At 68.6% G+C, this 15865-nt stretch carries 15 protein-coding genes; 2 read left to right on the forward strand and 13 right to left on the reverse strand.

Annotated elements, in window-relative coordinates; all coding sequences use genetic code 11:
• Positions 1–36 precede the first annotated feature (36 nt).
• The 8 genes from WNM05_RS04250 to WNM05_RS04285 are packed head-to-tail and all read right to left on the reverse strand — an operon-like array spanning position 37 to position 5724.
• Positions 37–1419, reverse strand: coding sequence for an FAD-binding oxidoreductase (locus WNM05_RS04250; protein WP_434632781.1), 1383 nt, complete (start codon positions 1417–1419; stop codon positions 37–39).
• Positions 1416–2084: a M15 family metallopeptidase gene (locus tag WNM05_RS04255; protein ID WP_434632782.1), complete on the reverse strand. Its 669-nt coding sequence runs from the start codon at positions 2082–2084 to the stop codon at positions 1416–1418. The genes WNM05_RS04250 and WNM05_RS04255 overlap by 4 nt, the downstream gene beginning before the upstream one ends.
• Before the next feature lie 14 nt (positions 2085–2098).
• A complete protein-coding gene (locus tag WNM05_RS04260) occupies positions 2099–2611 on the reverse strand; it encodes a cupin domain-containing protein (RefSeq protein ID WP_434632783.1) in 513 nt (170 codons plus the stop codon).
• The gene (locus WNM05_RS04265; protein ID WP_434632785.1) at positions 2608–2928 is read right to left on the reverse strand and encodes a hypothetical protein; all 321 of its coding nucleotides are present in this window, start codon (positions 2926–2928) and stop codon (positions 2608–2610) included. Before WNM05_RS04265 ends, WNM05_RS04260 begins: the two co-directional genes overlap by 4 nt.
• 11 nt (positions 2929–2939) lie before the next feature.
• Complete coding sequence (locus tag WNM05_RS04270; RefSeq protein WP_434632786.1) at positions 2940–3563, reverse strand: glutathione S-transferase family protein; 624 nt, start codon at positions 3561–3563, stop codon at positions 2940–2942.
• On the reverse strand, positions 3560–5053 hold the full coding sequence (locus tag WNM05_RS04275) for a sodium:solute symporter family transporter (RefSeq protein ID WP_434632788.1): 1494 nt from the start codon (positions 5051–5053) through the stop codon (positions 3560–3562). The genes WNM05_RS04270 and WNM05_RS04275 overlap by 4 nt, the downstream gene beginning before the upstream one ends.
• Positions 5050–5244: a hypothetical protein gene (locus tag WNM05_RS04280; protein WP_434632789.1), complete on the reverse strand. Its 195-nt coding sequence runs from the start codon at positions 5242–5244 to the stop codon at positions 5050–5052. Before WNM05_RS04280 ends, WNM05_RS04275 begins: the two co-directional genes overlap by 4 nt.
• A 39-nt stretch (positions 5245–5283) precedes the next feature.
• A complete protein-coding gene (locus tag WNM05_RS04285) occupies positions 5284–5724 on the reverse strand; it encodes a GNAT family N-acetyltransferase (RefSeq protein ID WP_434632790.1) in 441 nt (146 codons plus the stop codon).
• A 155-nt stretch (positions 5725–5879) separates the two neighbouring features.
• On the opposite strand from WNM05_RS04285, the gene WNM05_RS04290 reads away from it, so the two are divergent.
• On the forward strand, positions 5880–7853 hold the full coding sequence (locus WNM05_RS04290; protein WP_434632791.1) for a phosphocholine-specific phospholipase C: 1974 nt from the start codon (positions 5880–5882) through the stop codon (positions 7851–7853).
• 33 nt (positions 7854–7886) lie between these two features.
• Here WNM05_RS04290 and WNM05_RS04295 read toward each other — a convergent pair whose 3' ends face one another.
• Together WNM05_RS04295 and dnaE are read right to left on the reverse strand one after the other, a co-directional pair.
• The gene (locus WNM05_RS04295; protein ID WP_434632792.1) at positions 7887–8390 is read right to left on the reverse strand and encodes a 2TM domain-containing protein; all 504 of its coding nucleotides are present in this window, start codon (positions 8388–8390) and stop codon (positions 7887–7889) included.
• A gap of 259 nt (positions 8391–8649) precedes the next feature.
• A complete protein-coding gene (dnaE, locus tag WNM05_RS04300; RefSeq protein ID WP_434632793.1) occupies positions 8650–12084 on the reverse strand; it encodes a DNA polymerase III subunit alpha in 3435 nt (1144 codons plus the stop codon).
• 116 nt (positions 12085–12200) lie between these two features.
• On the opposite strand from dnaE, the gene WNM05_RS04305 reads away from it, so the two are divergent.
• Positions 12201–12803 carry a flavin reductase family protein gene (locus WNM05_RS04305; protein WP_434632794.1) on the forward strand — a complete coding sequence of 201 codons (603 nt, stop codon included), beginning with the start codon at positions 12201–12203 and terminating at the stop codon, positions 12801–12803.
• 9 nt (positions 12804–12812) lie between these two features.
• On the opposite strand, the gene WNM05_RS04310 is transcribed toward WNM05_RS04305, so the two are convergent.
• The 3 genes from WNM05_RS04310 to WNM05_RS04320 form a co-directional block, all read right to left on the reverse strand.
• A complete protein-coding gene (locus tag WNM05_RS04310; protein ID WP_434632795.1) occupies positions 12813–13715 on the reverse strand; it encodes a VirK/YbjX family protein in 903 nt (300 codons plus the stop codon).
• Positions 13716–13905: 190 nt separating this feature from the next.
• Positions 13906–15552, reverse strand: a complete 1647-nt coding sequence (locus tag WNM05_RS04315) for an ArnT family glycosyltransferase (RefSeq protein ID WP_434632796.1) — start codon at positions 15550–15552, stop codon at positions 13906–13908.
• A 3-nt stretch (positions 15553–15555) separates the two neighbouring features.
• Entirely contained in the window at positions 15556–15807 is a 252-nt protein-coding gene (locus tag WNM05_RS04320) for a PhaM family polyhydroxyalkanoate granule multifunctional regulatory protein (RefSeq protein ID WP_434632797.1), read from the reverse strand.
• Between the last annotated feature and the right edge of the window lie 58 nt (positions 15808–15865).

Consider the following 15865-nt stretch of genomic DNA (forward strand, 5'->3'; position numbering starts at 1 on the left):
GCGCCCCCTCTCCCGCCGGGGGGGGAGGGGGCGGGTTTACAACCACTTCCCCGGATTCATCAGCCCGTCCGGGTCCAGCGCCCGCTTGATCGTCCGCATCAGCTCCAGCGCCAGCGGGTCCTTGTAGCGCACCAGCCAGTCCTTCTTCAACTGGCCGACGCCGTGTTCGGCCGCCAGCGTGCCGCCCAAGCGGTAGACGTGGTCGTAGACGATGGCGTTGACGGCCGTCTCGTCGTCGAACAGATCGGCGTTGCCGGGCCGGGTATAGCTGACGTTGTAGTGCAGATTGCCGTCGCCGGCGTGGCCGAAGGCGACGATGCGCACGCCGGGAAACGCCTTGTCCAGATCGGCCGCGCAGTCGCGCACCAGCCGCGGCAGCGCCGAGGTCGGCACGGCGATGTCGTGCTTGATGCTGGGGCCGTCCTTGCGCTGGCTTTCCGATATCTCCTCGCGCAGCGTCCACAGCTTGCGCCGCTCGGTCTCGTTCTGCGCCACCACGCCGTCCGTCATCGTCTGGACGGACAGCCATTCCACCAGCGCGTCGTTCAATTGCGCCGGATCGCCGCCGTCGGACAGCTCGATCAGGACCAGCCACGGCGCGGTGAACGGCATCAGCGACGGATGGTGGCGCTGCAGCACCTGCTGGCAGTTCGCGTCGATCACCTCGAAAGCGGTCAAGCGGTCGCCGAAGCGGTGGCGCAGCCGGTTCAGCCAGTCTATCGCCGTCTCGATGTCGTCGACGCCGACCATCGCGGTGGCGTGGGCGCTGGGCAGCGGGAACAGCTTCAGCGTGGCGGCGGTGATCAGGCCCAGCTGGCCCTCGGCGCCGATGAACAGCTGCTTCAGGTCCAAGCCGGTGGTGTCCTTGCGCAGGCCCTGCAACTGGTCCAGCACGCGGCCGTCCGGCAGCACCGCCTCCAGTCCCAGCGTCAGGTCGCGCATCGTGCCGTAGCGCAGCACCGCGACGCCGCCGGCGTTGGTCGACAGATTGCCGCCTATCTGGCAGGTCCCCTGCGAGGCCAGCGACAGCGGGAACAGGCGGCCGGCGGCCTCGGCCGCCTGCTGTGCCTGCTGCAGCGTGACGCCGGCGTCGACGGTCAGCGCGTTGTTGTCGGCGTCGACGCGGCGGACGCGGTTCAGCCGGCGCAGCGCGACGACCAATTGGCGGCCGCTGCCGTCCGGCGTCGCCGCGCCGCAGGTCGAGGTATTGCCGCCCTGCGGTACGACGGCCACCTTGTGTTCGCGGCACAGTCTGATGATCTCGGCCGTCTCGGCGGTGTCGCCGGGCAGCGCCACGGCCAGCGGCGCGCCCTGGTAGCGGCGGCGCCAGTCCAGCGTGAACGGCGCGGTGTCGGCGTCGGCGCTCAGCACGTGTCGCTGGCCGACGATGGCGGCCAGCCGCGGCAGAAAATCGCTCATATCGTTTCCAGCAGGCTTTCGTCGACGACGGCATACAGCGCGGCAGGCGCGCCGCTGACGGCGGCCCAGTAGCGGTCGCCGTACGACCAGTGCCACCATTCGGATGGATAATTGACGAAGCCGGCGTCCAGCATCGCCCGGATCAGCACGGCGCGATTGGCTCGCGCCTGATCGGAGAGGCCCGGGCTGTCGGTGTGGCAGGCGCCGCCGGACTCCTCGCTGTCGGCGTTGAACGGGCAGCCCATGTCCAGCTCCATGCCGGCGGCGTCGATCAGCGTCAGGTCCAGCGCCGCGCCGGTGGGATGTGGGGCGACCGCCGGCGGCGCGACATAGAGGCTGGCCTCGCGCAGCAGCTGGGCTTCATCCAGCTCCGGTCTCCGCTCGCGCAGCCGGGCCAGGTGCTCGTCGTAGGAGCGTTGCTGGCGGGCCAACGGGCGGTAGGCTTCCTTGACGTACAGGCGCAGGCCGTCCGGCAGCCGGCGGGCGGCGTCGCGCAGGCGCTCGGCCACGGCGCGGCGGGCCTTGAGAAAATGCGGACTGCGGCTGGCGATCTGGCTGCGGCTCAGGTCCACCGCCCAGTCCGGATAATCGGCGAGATCGACGAAGGGGTCGGCATGGCCGGCCACGGGAATATCCAGCAAGGACGGGTCGGCTAGCGTCAGCATCTTGTCCCTGCTCCTCAGAAAGGTCCGTCGCTGTCGCGCAGCTTGTCCGGCAGGCCGTCGTGGCCGCCGTCCGGGCGGGACGGGACGTCGAACCAGTGCAGCGGGCCCAGGAACTGGTTGCGCTCCGGATGGCGCGGGTAGTGGATGCGGTTGTCCGCTCTGTCCGTGTCGCCGACGCAGAGCAGACGGACGATCTCGTCGGTATTGTTGATGAAGGTATGGGCCAGGCCGTCTCCGGCCTTGAAGCCGACCGAGTCCCCAGGCCGCAGCCGGTGCAGGGTGCCGTCCAGCCAGACGTCGGGCGTGCCTTCCAGCACATGGATGAACTCGTCCTCGGTTTTTTCGGCATGGGGCCAGCTGGTGCGACAGCCGGGCTCCAGCACTTCGTGGTGGATGCCGAGCCGGGCGAAGCCGTAGTGCTTGCCCAGCGCGCTGCCGCGGGACAGCGGCTCCTGGCTGCCGGAGTAATAGCGTGGTCTGTCGCTTTGCAACTCGCTCCAGTGCTTGATGCAGTCGGGACGGTTCATCGGTCTTCCTCTGTTGTGGCCAGGCTGTCGCAGCCGTGGCCGATGGCGAGATAACGGCGCGCCAGCCGCCGGAACAGCGGCTCGGCCCAGCGCGGCAGCCGGGGCAGGTGGTGGCCGGGCGAGCGCAGCAGGCCGCAGCGGTAGCGCGGCGCCTCCCATTCCAGCGCCGGGCACGGGCCGGCGCGGTGTTTCAGCAGCAGCCGCGACAGCGGGCAGGGGGCGGCGGCGCAGCAGACGCCGCAGCCGTTGCACGGCAGGCCCGGCGCCGGCTTGGCCGGCGCCTCCGCCTTCAACCATACCACCTGCCGCCCGGCCATGGCAGCCTCGCTTATTCCGGGATGTCGGCCGCCATCAGCTCGTCCGGATGCTGCCAGCCCGGTTGGGCGGCGATGCGGGCGAGCCAGGCCTGGATATTCGGCCAGTCGGCGATGTCCAGGCCGGCGTCGGACAGCCACCACAGATAGCCGCAGAGCGAGACGTCGGCGATGCTGACCTGGTCGCCGGCCAGGTAGCGGCGCTCGGCCAGCTCCCGCTCCAGCACCGCCAGGTCGGCGCGCAGCCGGCTTTCCAGCCAGGCCTCCACCGCCGGCTCATAGTGGGCGATCAGGCGCGAGTAGCGCAGGTTCGGCAAAGACAGCCCCAGCCGGTTGGCTTCCCAGCTCAGCCATTCGCGCACGCGCTGGCGCTCGCCCAGCGCGCCGGCCAGCGCGCCGTAGTTGTCGGCCAGCCACAGCAAGATCGTGTTCGACTGGCACAGCGGCACGCCGTCGGCGACCAGCACCGGCACCTCGCCGAATCGGCTGGCGGCGCGGAAGTCGTCGGGGCGCTGATCGCGCGGCAGCGAGATGTCGATGTGGGCGTAGTCGTGCGAGATGTCGGCCAGCATCAGCGCCAGCCTCACCTTGTAGCTGTGGCCGGAGTATCGGTTGCCGTACAGGGTCAGTGTGTTCATTGCGATTGCTTTCGGGAAAGTGTCGGGGCCATGCTCCGGCGCGAGCCCAGCCAGGCCGCGGCGAAGGCCAGCGGCAGCGAGAACAGCGTCGGATTGGCATACGGGAACAGCGGCTTGGCGTGGCCCAGCGCGGCGACCCACACGGCCGGGCCGCAGATGATCAGCGCCAGCGAGGCGGCGATGCCGGCCGCGCCGCCCCAGATGACGCCACGGGCGCTCAGGCCGCGCCAGTTCAGCGCCAGCACCAGCAGCGGGAAGTTGGCCGAGGCGGCGATGGCGAAGGCCAGGCCCATCATCAGCGCGATGTTCAGCTGCTGGAACACGGTGGACAGCAGCATCGCGGCCAGGCCCAGGCCCAGCGCGGCCAGCCGCGACACCGCGAGTTCGCGGCGCGGCTCGGCCCGGCCGCGCTTGAGCCAGCCGGCGTACAGGTCGTGGCTGACGGCGCTGGCGCCGGCCAGCGTCAGGCCTGCCACCACCGCCAGTATCGTGGCGAAGGCCACGGCGGCCACCAGCGCGCGGGCGAAGTCGCCGCCCAGGAGCTCGGCCAGGTGCAGCGCCGCCATATTGCCGCCGCCCAGCAGCTTGCCGTCGGCGCCGTGGAATTGAGGATCGGGGCCGACCAGCGCCAGCGCGCCGTAGCCGATGACGATGTTCAGCGCGAAAAAGGCCGCCACCAGCCAGGTGGCGAGGCCGACCGAGCGCCGCGCGGCGTCCTCGTCGGCGACGGTGAAGAAGCGCATCAGCACGTGGGGCAGGCCCAGCAGGCCGAGGCTCAGACCCAGGCCCAGCGACAGCATCTCCACCGGGTCGGACAGCGCCCGGCTAGGCAGGAAGGCGGCCGCGCCGCGCAGCCGCTCGACGGCGTCGAACAGCGCCGCCGGGCTGCCGCCGAAGCGGGCGAGGGCGCCGCCTGCCAGCAGCAGCGCGCAGACGAAGAGCAGGCTGGCCTTGCTGATCTGCACCCAGGTGGTGGCCAGCATGCCGCCCAGCGCCACATAGGCCATCATCAGCGCGCCGACCAGGCCGACGGCGGCCAGATAGGGCAGGCCGAACAGCAGTTCGATCAGCTTGCCGGCGCCGACCAGCTGCACGATCAGATAGCACAGCGTCACCGTCAGCGAGCAGGCGATGCCGATCAGCCGCACGCCGGCGTGGTCGAAGCGCTGGCTGAGCACGCCGGCGACGGTGTAGCGGCCCTGGCGCCGCAGCGGCCCGGCCAGCAGCAACAGCAGCAAGGGCCAGCCGGCCAGCGTGCCGACCGCGTAGGCCAGCGAGTCGTAGCCCTGGCCCAGATACATGCCGGCGGCGCCGAGGAAGGCGGCGGCCGACAGATAGTCGCCGGCCAGCGCCAGCGCGTTCTGCCAGACCGGGACGCGGCCGCCGGCGGTGTAGAAGTCGTCTAGCGAGGCGGTGCGGCGGCGGGCGGCGGCGGTCAGGCCCAGCGTCAGCAGGATCAGCGCCAGGAACAGCAGCTGGGCATGGCTCATCGCGGCGCTCCGCCGCGCCGACGGCCGTGCCGCGCGGCGATCAGGCAGAACAGCAGCATCGCCGCCAGCGCCAGCGCGATCGAGGCCGGCACGCCGGCCAGGCGGACGGCCAGCCAGGCCGGGCGCAGCGCCAGTATCAGGTAGTAGCCGAGGCAGGCGGCCGCGGCGGTCAGGACCGGCAGGAATGTCATGCGAACGTCACTTGGGCAAAAGACCGAGTGTAGCGCATGTCAGCCGGGCTGCCACCGCATCAGCAGCCGCGGCTCGCCGGGGCCGAAGTAGCCGTCGTCGAGGCCGCTCTCGACGAAGCCCATGCTGCGGTACAGCGCCGCCGCCGGATTGGCCGGGTCCACGGTCAGCTGGACGCTGCGCGCGCGCGGCCGCATCGCGTCCAGCGCCGCCTGCGCCAGCGCGCGGCCGACGCCGCGGCCGCGGCAGGCCGGCAGCAGCGCCAGCGACAGCAGCCACAATTCGTCCGGCCGCTGCGACGGCGCGCCCAGCGCGTAGCCGACGATGTCGCCGTCGCCGTTTTCCGCCAGCCAGAACCAGTCCGGCCACAGCTCCAGCGCCTGGCGGAAGAAGAAGTCGGGATAGACGTGACCGCCGAACACCGCCTGCTCGATGGCGAAGACGGCGGCGAGGTCGGAGAGCCGGGCCGGGCGCAAGGTCATGGGATGTCCAGGTGTACGAAAGAGGGGGACAGCGTAAACGATGCGGCGGGCCGGCGGAAGATCGCCTTTAATCAAAAAATCATATTCCTTCCGCACACTGCGCGCTGACCAGGATTGACACGGTCATTGATCTTGAACATTTCCGGAGCGTTGTCATGAGCGAGTTGTCACGTCGTGAGTTTCTCAAGCTGTCGGCCGCCGGCATGGCCGCCGGCGCGTTGCCCCCGGGACTGGCCGCCGCGATGGCGATCCGGCCGGCCGGCCGCAGCCTGTCCGCGGTCAAGCATGTGGTGGTGTTCATGCAGGAGAACCGGTCCTTCGACCATTATTTCGGCACGCTCAGGGGCGTGCGCGGCTTCGGCGACCGCAGCGCCCTGCAATTGCGCAGCGGCAGCAGCGTGTTCCGCCAGCCCAATCTGGGCGCCGGCGAATATCCGTTCCATCTGGACACCAGTCGCACCAACGCCCAGTACCTGAGCGATCTCGACCATTCGTGGACCGGCACCCACGCCGCGTGGAACCAGGGCAAGTACGACGGCTGGATCGCCGCCAAGGGCAGCCTGACGATGGGCTACTACGGCCGCGCCGACATTCCCTACCACTACGCGCTGGCCGACGCCTTCACCGTCTGCGACAACTATTTCTGTTCGGTGCAGGGACCGACCAATCCGAACCGCCTCTATCTGTGGAGCGGCATGGTGGACCCGGCCGGCAAGAACGGCGGGCCGGTCATCGACAACAGCGAGAAGGGCTACAGCTGGACCACCTATCCGGAGCGCCTGCAGTCGGCCGGCGTCAGCTGGAAGGTGTACCAGGTACTCGGCGACAATTACGACGACAACGCGCTGGCCTGGTTCAACCAGTACCGCAACGCCAAGGCCGGCAATCCGCTGTACGACCGCGGCATGAGCTCGGTGCCCAAGGTCAGCGGCAACTCGGTGCAGGACCTGGTGGCGGCCATCCGCAACGACGCGGTCAACGGCACGCTGCCGCAGGTGTCGTGGATCGTCGCGCCGGAGGCGTATTCCGAGCATCCGAGCGCGCCGCCGGCCGCCGGCGCCTACCTGCTGGACCGCGTGCTGCAGGCGCTGACCGCCAATCCGGACGTCTGGGCGTCCACCGTGCTGCTGCTGAACTACGACGAGAACGACGGCCTGTTCGACCACGTGCCGCCGCCGGTGCCGCCGGCCGGCACCGCCGCCGAGTTCATCGGCGGCAAGCCCATCGGCCTGGGACCGCGGGTGCCTATGTTGGTGCTGTCGCCGTGGAGCCGCGGCGGCTACGTCTGTTCGCAGGTCTTCGACCATACCTCGGTGCTGCGCTTCCTGGAAACCTGGACCGGTGTGCCGGAGCCCAATATCTCGGCCTGGCGCCGCCAGGTCTGCGGCGATCTGAGCACGGCGCTCGATTTCGGCAGCAGCAACGTCTCGGTGCCGGCCTTCCCGGACACCGCCGCGCTGCTGACCCAGGCGCAGCAGAGCAAGAGCTGGCCGGCGCCGACCGCGCCGGTGCCGGGCCAGATGCCGCAGCCGGAGGCCGGCCGCCGTCCGGCGCGCGCGCTGCCCTACCAGTGCAACGGCTATGGCAGCACCGACGTCGCAGGCGGCATCTTCTGGGTGCATATGCAGAACGGCGGAAGCCAGGCCGTCCACTATTCGATCTACGCCAACCAGTTCCGCAGCGACGGGCCGTGGCAGTACGATGTGGCGGCCGGCGGCGAGATCAAGGACTATTTCCACGCGCAGACCTACGGCGGCGGTTTCTACGACCTGACGGTCTACGGCCCCAACGGCTTCCTGCGCCGCTACGCCGGCAATCTGCGCAGCGCGATGGGCGTGCTCGAGGCGACCGGCACGGCCTCGTCGGTGGCTCTGGGCGTGCCGCAGCTGACGTTGCAGCTGAGCAATGGCGGCGGCAAGCTGGCGACCTTCCAGATCACCGCCAACGGCTACGGCGGCGGCGCGGCGCAGCAGGTGGCGGTCGCAGCAGGCGGCGGCCAGCTGCTGAGCTGGAACCTCAGCGCGACCTCGGGCTGGTACGACTTCACCGTCACCTGCAGCAACGACACCAACTTCGTCCGCCGCCTGGTCGGCCACGTCGAAACCGGCGTCGTCAGCGTCAGCGGCTGAGGTGCCGCCGTCGTCCTGGCGGGCGGGCGTCCGTCAGGACGACAGCTTGCGGCCCAGGCGTTTTTCGACCTGGCGCCGCTCCCAGTCCGGGCCCAGGACGGGCAGCAGCTCGAAGGTGCCGATCGCGTGCGCCAGCAGGCCCATGCCCCAGCCCAGCGCCGGCCACATCACCCACAAGTGGTGCGGCGAGGTCGCCAGGTTGATGACGGCGAGCGCGATCATCACCAGCACATACTGGATCAGGTGCCGGTAGAAACGCTTGAGACGGTTCACATATTGCAGCGCCAGCATGTCCTCCAGCTCGCGGGAGGCGGCGGGCGCGGCGACGGCGTCGGGGGTGGTCGGGTCCATCATGGCGGGCTCCTTGTGCAGTTCCGAGAAGTCGATCTCGAACACGGAGGCCAGCGACTTCAGCGACTCGACGCTGGCGCCCTGGCCGCGCTCGATGCGCTGGACGGTGCGCACGCTCAAACCGCTGAGATCGGCCAGTTGTTGTTGCGACCAGCCGCGTTGCAGCCTCAGTTTCTGTATCAGCATAAAACCTCCGTGCTATCACTGGCTGCAGTGTGGTTCGGCCCGTCGGGATGGACAAGGACAGCGGGGCGACAGTCAGGCGACAGCGGCACGCCAATGGCCGCCCGGCCTGGGTTTCCGGCCGGTGCCGACGGCGGCCGCGGGGAGCCCATCGGCATGATAGGGGCGCGGCCGGGCGGCTGGCAAGGCGGCGCGCCGCGATGAAAAACGCCGCCGTTCGATCGAACGGCGGCGCGGGGGAGGGCGTTTCAGCGCGGCGGCGTCACCACAGCACGCGGACCTTGCCTTCGCCCAGCCACTCGGACAGCGCCAGCAGCAGGCCGTCGTCGAGGCGCACGCCCCATTCCTGCGGCAGCATCAATTCGCCGCGCGCCTGGCCGTTGTTGTAGGCCAGCCGCACCAGGCTGCCGGCGTCCTGGCTTCTGAACGGATGCAGCTCGGCCTTCAGACGGGCGATGTCGGGCTTGGCCGGCAGCTGCAGCGCCAGGCCGCGGGCGTAGCGGCTGCGCGCCTCGCCCAGGCTCAGCAGCTTGTCGACGACGATGCGCAGGCCGCCGGAGAAGCTGTCCTCGCTGACCTTGCCTTCCACCACCAGCACCACGTCCTCCTTCAGCTTGTCGCGGTTCAGCTCGAAGCTTTCGGCGAACAGGCTGACTTCCAGCTTGGCGGTGCCGTCGTCCAGCTGGACGAAGGCCATCTTGCCGCGGTTGCCCACCTTCACCCGGATGCCGGTGACGAAGCCGGCCAGCAACTGCGGCTCCTTGCGCGGCGTCAGCCGCGACAGCGTGGTCTTGATGAAGCCGCGCACTTCCTTCTCGTAGGCCGAGAACGGGTGGTCGGACAGGTAGAAGCCTATCGCCAGTTTTTCCTCGGCCAGCTTGACCGCGTCGCTCCAAGGCCGGGTGGCCACCATCTCCACCGCCGGCGCGACGTCGTCGCCGAACATGTCGAACAGGCCGCCCTGGTTGGCGTTGGCGTGCGCCTGTTCGGCGGCCTCCATCGCCAGGCCGACGTTGGCGAACAACAGCGCGCGGTTCGGCTCGATGGCGTCGAAGGCGCCGGCGCGGATCAGCGCCTCGATCACCCGCTTGTTGACCAGCTTCTTGTCGGTGCGCTTGCAGAAGTCGAACAGGTCGGTGAACGGGCCGCCGGCCTCGCGCACCTCGACGATGTGGTTGACCGCCGACTCGCCGGTGCCCTTGATCGCGCCGAGCGCGTAGCGGATTTCCTTGCGGTTGACCGGGACGAAGCGGTAGAAGCCGTGGTTGACGTCCGGCGGCAGGAAGGCGATGCCGTTCTTGCTGTCCAGGCAGTCGTCGTAGAACACCTTCAGCTGGTCGGTGTTGTCCAATTCGGTGGACATCGTCGCCGCCATATAGGCCGCGCAGTGGTGGGCCTTCAGCCAGGCGGTGTGGTAGGCGACCAGCGCGTAGGCGGCGGCGTGCGACTTGTTGAAGCCGTAGCCGGCGAACTTCTCCATATAGTCGAAGATTTCGTTGGCCTTGGCTTCGGGAATGTCCTGCTTGGCCGCGCCCTCGACGAACATCGCGCGCTGGGCCACCATCTCCTCGACCTTCTTCTTGCCCATCGCGCGGCGCAGCAGGTCGGCGCCGCCCAGAGAGTAGCCGCCGATGACCTGGGCCGACTGCATCACCTGCTCCTGGTACACCATGATGCCGTAGGTCGGCGCCAGCACCGGCTCCAGCAGCGGGTGCAGGTATTCGAACTTGGCGCCGTGCATGCGCTGGATGAAGTCGGGGATCAGGTCCATCGGGCCCGGACGGTACAAGGCCACGAAGGCGATAATTTCCTCGAACTTGCTCGGCTTGGCCTCCACCAGCATCTTTTTCATGCCGGTGGACTCGAACTGGAACACGGCGGTGGTGTTGGCGGTGGCGAACACCTTGTATGCCGGCTTGTCGTCCAGCGGCAGGTGGGCGACGTCGACGTCCTCGCCGGTGGTGTCCTTGATATATTTCTGCGCCAGCTCGATGATGGTCAGGTTGCGCAGGCCCAGGAAGTCGAACTTCACCAGGCCGATCTGCTCGACGTCGTCCTTGTCGAACTGGGACACAGGCGACGCGCCGTCGCCGCTGGCGATGTACAGCGGGCAGAAGTCGGTCAGCCGGCCCGGCGCGATCAGCACGCCGCCGGCGTGCATGCCGATGCCGCGGGTCAGGTCCTCCAGCGTCATCGCCAGCTCGATCAGCTCGCCCGCGCCCTCGTTCTCGATGATCTCGCCGATCTGCGGCTCGACTTCCATCGCCTTCGTCAGGCTCAACGGTTTGTTGGCCTCCAGCGGGATCAGCTTGGACAACCGGTCGCACAGGCCGAAGGGCAGATCCAGCACGCGGCCGACGTCGCGTATCACCGACTTGGACGACATCGTGCCGAAGGTGGCGATCTGGCTGACGGCCTCCTCGCCGTATTTGCGGCGCGTGTATTCGATCACCCGCCAGCGGTTTTCCTGGCAGAAGTCCACGTCGAAGTCGGGCATCGACACCCGCTCAGGGTTCAGGAAGCGCTCGAACAGCAGCGCGTATTTCAGCGGGTCGAGGTCGGTAATGGACAGGCTGTAGGCCACCAGGGAGCCGGCGCCGGAGCCCCGGCCGGGACCGACCGGGCAGCCGTTGGCCTTGCCCCACTGGATGAAGTCCGCCACGATCAGGAAGTAGCCGGGGAAGCCCATCTGGATGATGGTGTCGCACTCGAACTTCAGCCGCGCGTCGTAGTCGGGCCGCTTTTCCTGGCGCTCGGTCTCGTCCGGGTACAGCTGTTTCAGCCGTTCCTCCAGGCCGCGCTTGGCCTCGTGGACCAGGAAGTCGTCCAGCGACATGCCGTCCGGCGTCGGGAACAGCGGCAGGTAGTTCTTGCCCAGCACCACCGAGATATTGCAGCGCTTGGCGATTTCGACGGTGTTGGCCAGCGCCTCCGGGATGTCGGCGAAGCGCTCGACCATTTCGTCGGTGCCGAGGAAGTACTGGCAGTCGTGGAAGGCGCGCGGCCGGCGCTTGTCGCCCAGCGTGTAGCCCTCGGCGATGCACACCCGCGCCTCGTGGGCCTTGAAGTCGTCCTTGTCCATGAACTGGATAGGATGGGTGGCCGCCACCGGCAGCGCCATCTCGCCGGCCAGCCACAGCGTCGCCTGCACCACGCTTTCCACCTGGGGGTTGTCCAGGCGCTGCAATTCCAGATAGAAGGCGCCGGGGAACAGTTTTTCCCAGTATTCGGCGCGGAGGCGCGCCTCGTCGCGCTGGCCCATGGACAAGGCGACGCCGACGTCGCCGAGGTGGGCGCCGGACAGGCAGAGCAGATTGCCGTTGTCGCCGGACGCCAGCCACTCGCGCTTGATCTCGGCGCGGCCGCGGTACTGGTTGTGGCTGAAGGCCTCGGTCAGGAGTTCGCACAGCCGGCGGTAGCCCTCGCGGTTCTTCGCCGTCAGCATCAGCCGGTACGGCTTGTCTCGGTCCTCCTCGTTCTCCAGCCAGATGTCGGTGGAGATGATGGGCTTGATGCCCTTGCTCCGGCAGCTCTTGTAGAACTTGACCATGCCGAACAGATTCATCAGGTCGGACATGCCCAGCGCCGGCATGCCGTCTCCGGCGGCGCGCTTGACCGCGTCGTCGAGGCGGACGATGCCGTCGGTGATGGAGAACTCCGAGTGGAGGCGAAGATGGACAAAGCGGGGTGCGTTCATCCGGGCATTTTAACGGCAGGCGGCGCGGCAAACCAGTGAATCCCCGACTGGCAGAGCGGTGCGCATGCGCATTAGAATGATGGCATGGCAATATTCACCGCAGGCGACCAGACAAGATGGAGTTCAATGTGCAGCAATTGGAGCGGACGAATCTGTATCAACTGCTGGTGGGCTGCATCCTGCCGCGGCCGATCGCCTGGGTCAGCACCCAGGATTTGAAGGGTGTCTGCAATCTGGCGCCGTTTTCCTTCTTCAACGTGATGAGCGTCAATCCGCCGCTGCTCGGCATCAGCATCCTGAAGCAGGCGTCGGAGAGGGACAAGGACACGCTGGCCAATATCAGGCTGACCGGCGAGCTGGTCGTCAACATCGTCAGCCACGAGCTGGCGGCGGCGATGAACGCCAGCTGCGGCAGCTATCCGGCCGAAGTCGACGAATTCCAGCTGGCCGGCGTCGGCAAGACGGCCAGTACGACAGTGAAGCCGCCGGGAGTGGCCGAGGCGCCGGTCAGGCTGGAGTGCACGCTGCACCAGTGCCTGACTTTCGGCCACGGCACCGGCGCCGGCAATCTGGTGCTGGCCGAAGTGAAGCTGATCCACGTGGCCGACCATGTCTGGCGCGACGGCGCCATCGACGATGTCGCGCTGCAGGCGGTGGGCAAGCTGGGAGGGGACCGCTACAGCCTGGCGCAGCCGGCGTTCAGCCTGGCGCGCCCGTAGCGGCGGCGCTTACAGGGCCGCGGCGGTCTGGGCGGCCAATTCGTCCAGGAGCGTGTAGCGGCGCTGGTATTCGGCGCGCTTCTTGCTGGCGATGTCGGTCAGCGCCTTGCGCGGCAGCGTCGGCGGGATGCGGAAGAAACGCTTGTTGTCGACCGGCTCCGCTTCCAGCGTCAGCCAGAAACTGTCGTAGTCGGCGAAGAAATGACGGCGGTAGCGCCAGGAGCTGTAGATGTGCTCGCTGTTGCCGACGGCCAGGATTTCGGTGGCGCCGATCCGGCGCGCCAGCGCGGCCAGCGCCTCGATGGCCAGCCGTTTCGGGAACAGGCCGTGGGCGGCCTTGGTCGCCTGCTGGACGTGTTCCGCGCCATGGGGCTTGGGCGGCCCCTGCAGGCCGCCGACCACGATGGCGACGGCGTCGTCGCGGCGGGTCAGCGTGAAGGTCAGCGTCGCCAGCGGCACGCGCTCGGCATTGCAAACCTGCAGCGACATCTCGCCTTCCTTGTCGAAACTGTGCTGCTGGGTCAGCAGCAGCAGCAATTCGGCGTCGTTCTTGCCGTTGAGGCGAGCCAGCGGCAGCGTCTCGCTGGACAGCAGCAAGCGGCGGGCGTGGGCGCCGAAGCACTGCTCCAGCAACTGGTAGTGCGCCTGCAGCGTCTGCAGCTTGCCCCTGATGCCCAGCGAGCGGTACAGATACGGACGGTGCAACTTGCATGCCAGCCGGGGATTGCGCCGCAAGTAGGTGTGCAGAGTCTGCGCGCGCAGCGTATCCAGCCAGCGCAGCGTCCACGGCAGCGTCAACATGCCGCGCAATGCGAACTTGAAGCGGTTCTTGCCTTCATCGAAGCCGTCGCGGCGGGAAAACTCGCCGCTGGCCAGCGACCAGAACAGATCCACGGAATTAATTACAGTCATGCCATACCTCATCCTATGAGTCGTTAGGATAGGGTAAATACGTACAATAAGTTGTTAAAAGTTGTTTAGTAGAGTGTGACTGTGTGTGACGTTAGGTCCCCATCCTATGATGGGGTATGCCGTTTTATGCGCCGTCGCCCGCAAGCGGCGGAACATGGGCCGCCGTGGGGCGGCGCAGCGTGAACGGCCGCTATGGCTGGCGGTAAAGCCGGAAGCGTTCCTTGTGGTCGCCGGCGCGCGCTACGCTGTAGACCGGTTCCCGGCGATCCCACGGTTCGGGAATCTGGTCGTGCAGCGTCTGCAGCAGCAGCCAGCGGCATTGCCGCGCCGCCTGCGGCTGGGTTTCCTGCCTCACCGTGCGGAAGGAGGCATAGTATTCCAGCAGCGCGCGCTGCGGCTCCCCCAATCCCAGGCTGGCGACGCAGCCGCCGTCGCCGGCGGCCGCTTCCAGCCTCGGTTTCAGCGCGGTGAAGGCCTCGCGATAGCGCATGCCGTGATCGAGCGCGGGCAGCCACAGCGTGGCCAGGCCGCACCACAGCAGCGTCATCGCCACGCTCCAGCGCCAGGCCAGGCGCGCGCCGCCGGGCAGCGGCAGGCGCCAGCACAGCGCCAGCGCCATCGCCATCGACGCGAACAGCAGCCAGCCGGCTAAGACGAAGTCCGGCGTCCAGCCGCTGAAACGATGGCTGAGCAGATGGCGGGTCCAGCCGGCGTCCAGCGGAAAACTCAGCGTCGCGGCGACCAGCAGCAGATTGGCGGCCAGCAGGGCCAGCAAGGTGTATTGGGGGATGGACAGCCAGCGCGGCGCGCGCGCATGGAACGGCAGGCCGGCCAGCGCCAGCAGCGCCAATGGCGGCAGCAGCGGCAGCGCGTACAGTTCACGTGCGTCGGCGGAGGCGACCAGCACCGCCAGCGTACAGGCGAACAGCGACAGCGGGGGCAGGATGGCGTCGGCCGCCAGCTTGCGGCGCTGGGCGCGCCAGACGGCGAGGCCGGCCAGCGGCCAAAGCGGCAAGGCGTACCACGGCAGCGTGCGGCCGTAGAACCAGCGCGGCGCGCGCGGTCCCAGATGGGAGCGGCCGCTGAAGCGGCCGAAGTTGTTGGCGTCCAGCCACAGGTGGAACAGCTCGGGGCTGCGCTGGTACAGCTCGTGCATCCACAGCGCCGGCAGCGGCAGGGCCACCAGCAGCGCGATCGCCAGCGTCTGCAGATAGCCGCGCCGGCGATAGGCCGGGTGCAGCAGCAGCGCCAGCGCGGTGACGCCGAGACAGCCGGGGCCGAGCAGCCCCTTGCTGAGGAAGGCGATGGCGGCGCCGGCGCCCAGCATCAGTCCGGCGCGCAGCGGCTGGGCCGGCGCATGGCACAGACCGGCCAGGCCCCAGCAGAAACCGGCCATCAGCGCGGTGTCGGTGATCAGCTGGTGGGCGCGCAGCGGCAGGCCGACGGCGCCGATCAGCAGCACCGGCGCCCAGCGGCCGAAACCGGGGCCGAGCAGCCGTCGCGCCGCCAGCGCCAGGCCCAGCAAGCCGAACAGTATCCAGGCGCCGGCGGCCAGCCGGGCGGCGTCGGGCGCGCCCAGCCAGCCCTGCAGCAGGCGCATCGTCAGGCTGGCGCTGATGAAGAACAGCGGCGGCTTTTCCAGGAAGGGCTCGCCGGCCAGCGTCGGGACGATCCAGTCGCCGGTCTGCGCGATATGCCGCACCAGGCCGAAGGTGTAGGCCTCGTCGGGCTTCCACGGCTCGTGGCCGACGAGGCCGGGCAGCAGCCACAGCAGCAGCAGCGTCGCCAGCGCGAGCCAGGGCAGGGCGGGCGCGCTATCGGGGCGTGGGGCCTGCACGCGTCAGCCGGCCGGCGAGTCTTTGGGACGCATGGAATGCAGCGCGGCCTTTTGCATTTCCAGCGTCTTGATCTGCATCGCCAGCACGCCGAGATTCATCGTCAGCCAGCCTTCGACCACTTTAAGCTCGGCCAGCTTGCGGTCTATTTCTTCTTCCGACATCGGCGGCAGAAAGGCCTGCATGCCGGGCGGCGTGGCTTGTTGCCAGAACTGGCGGAACAAGGCGAACGGATCGTTGGAATGGTCTTGGCTCATCGCGCATATCCTGCATCGGCATGAAAAAACGGGCAAGCGACGCTTGCCCGTTCAGTAT

It is taken from the genome of Chromobacterium sp. CV08, from assembly GCF_051129845.1.
In the GTDB taxonomy this organism is placed as follows: Bacteria; Pseudomonadota; Gammaproteobacteria; order Burkholderiales; family Chromobacteriaceae; genus Chromobacterium.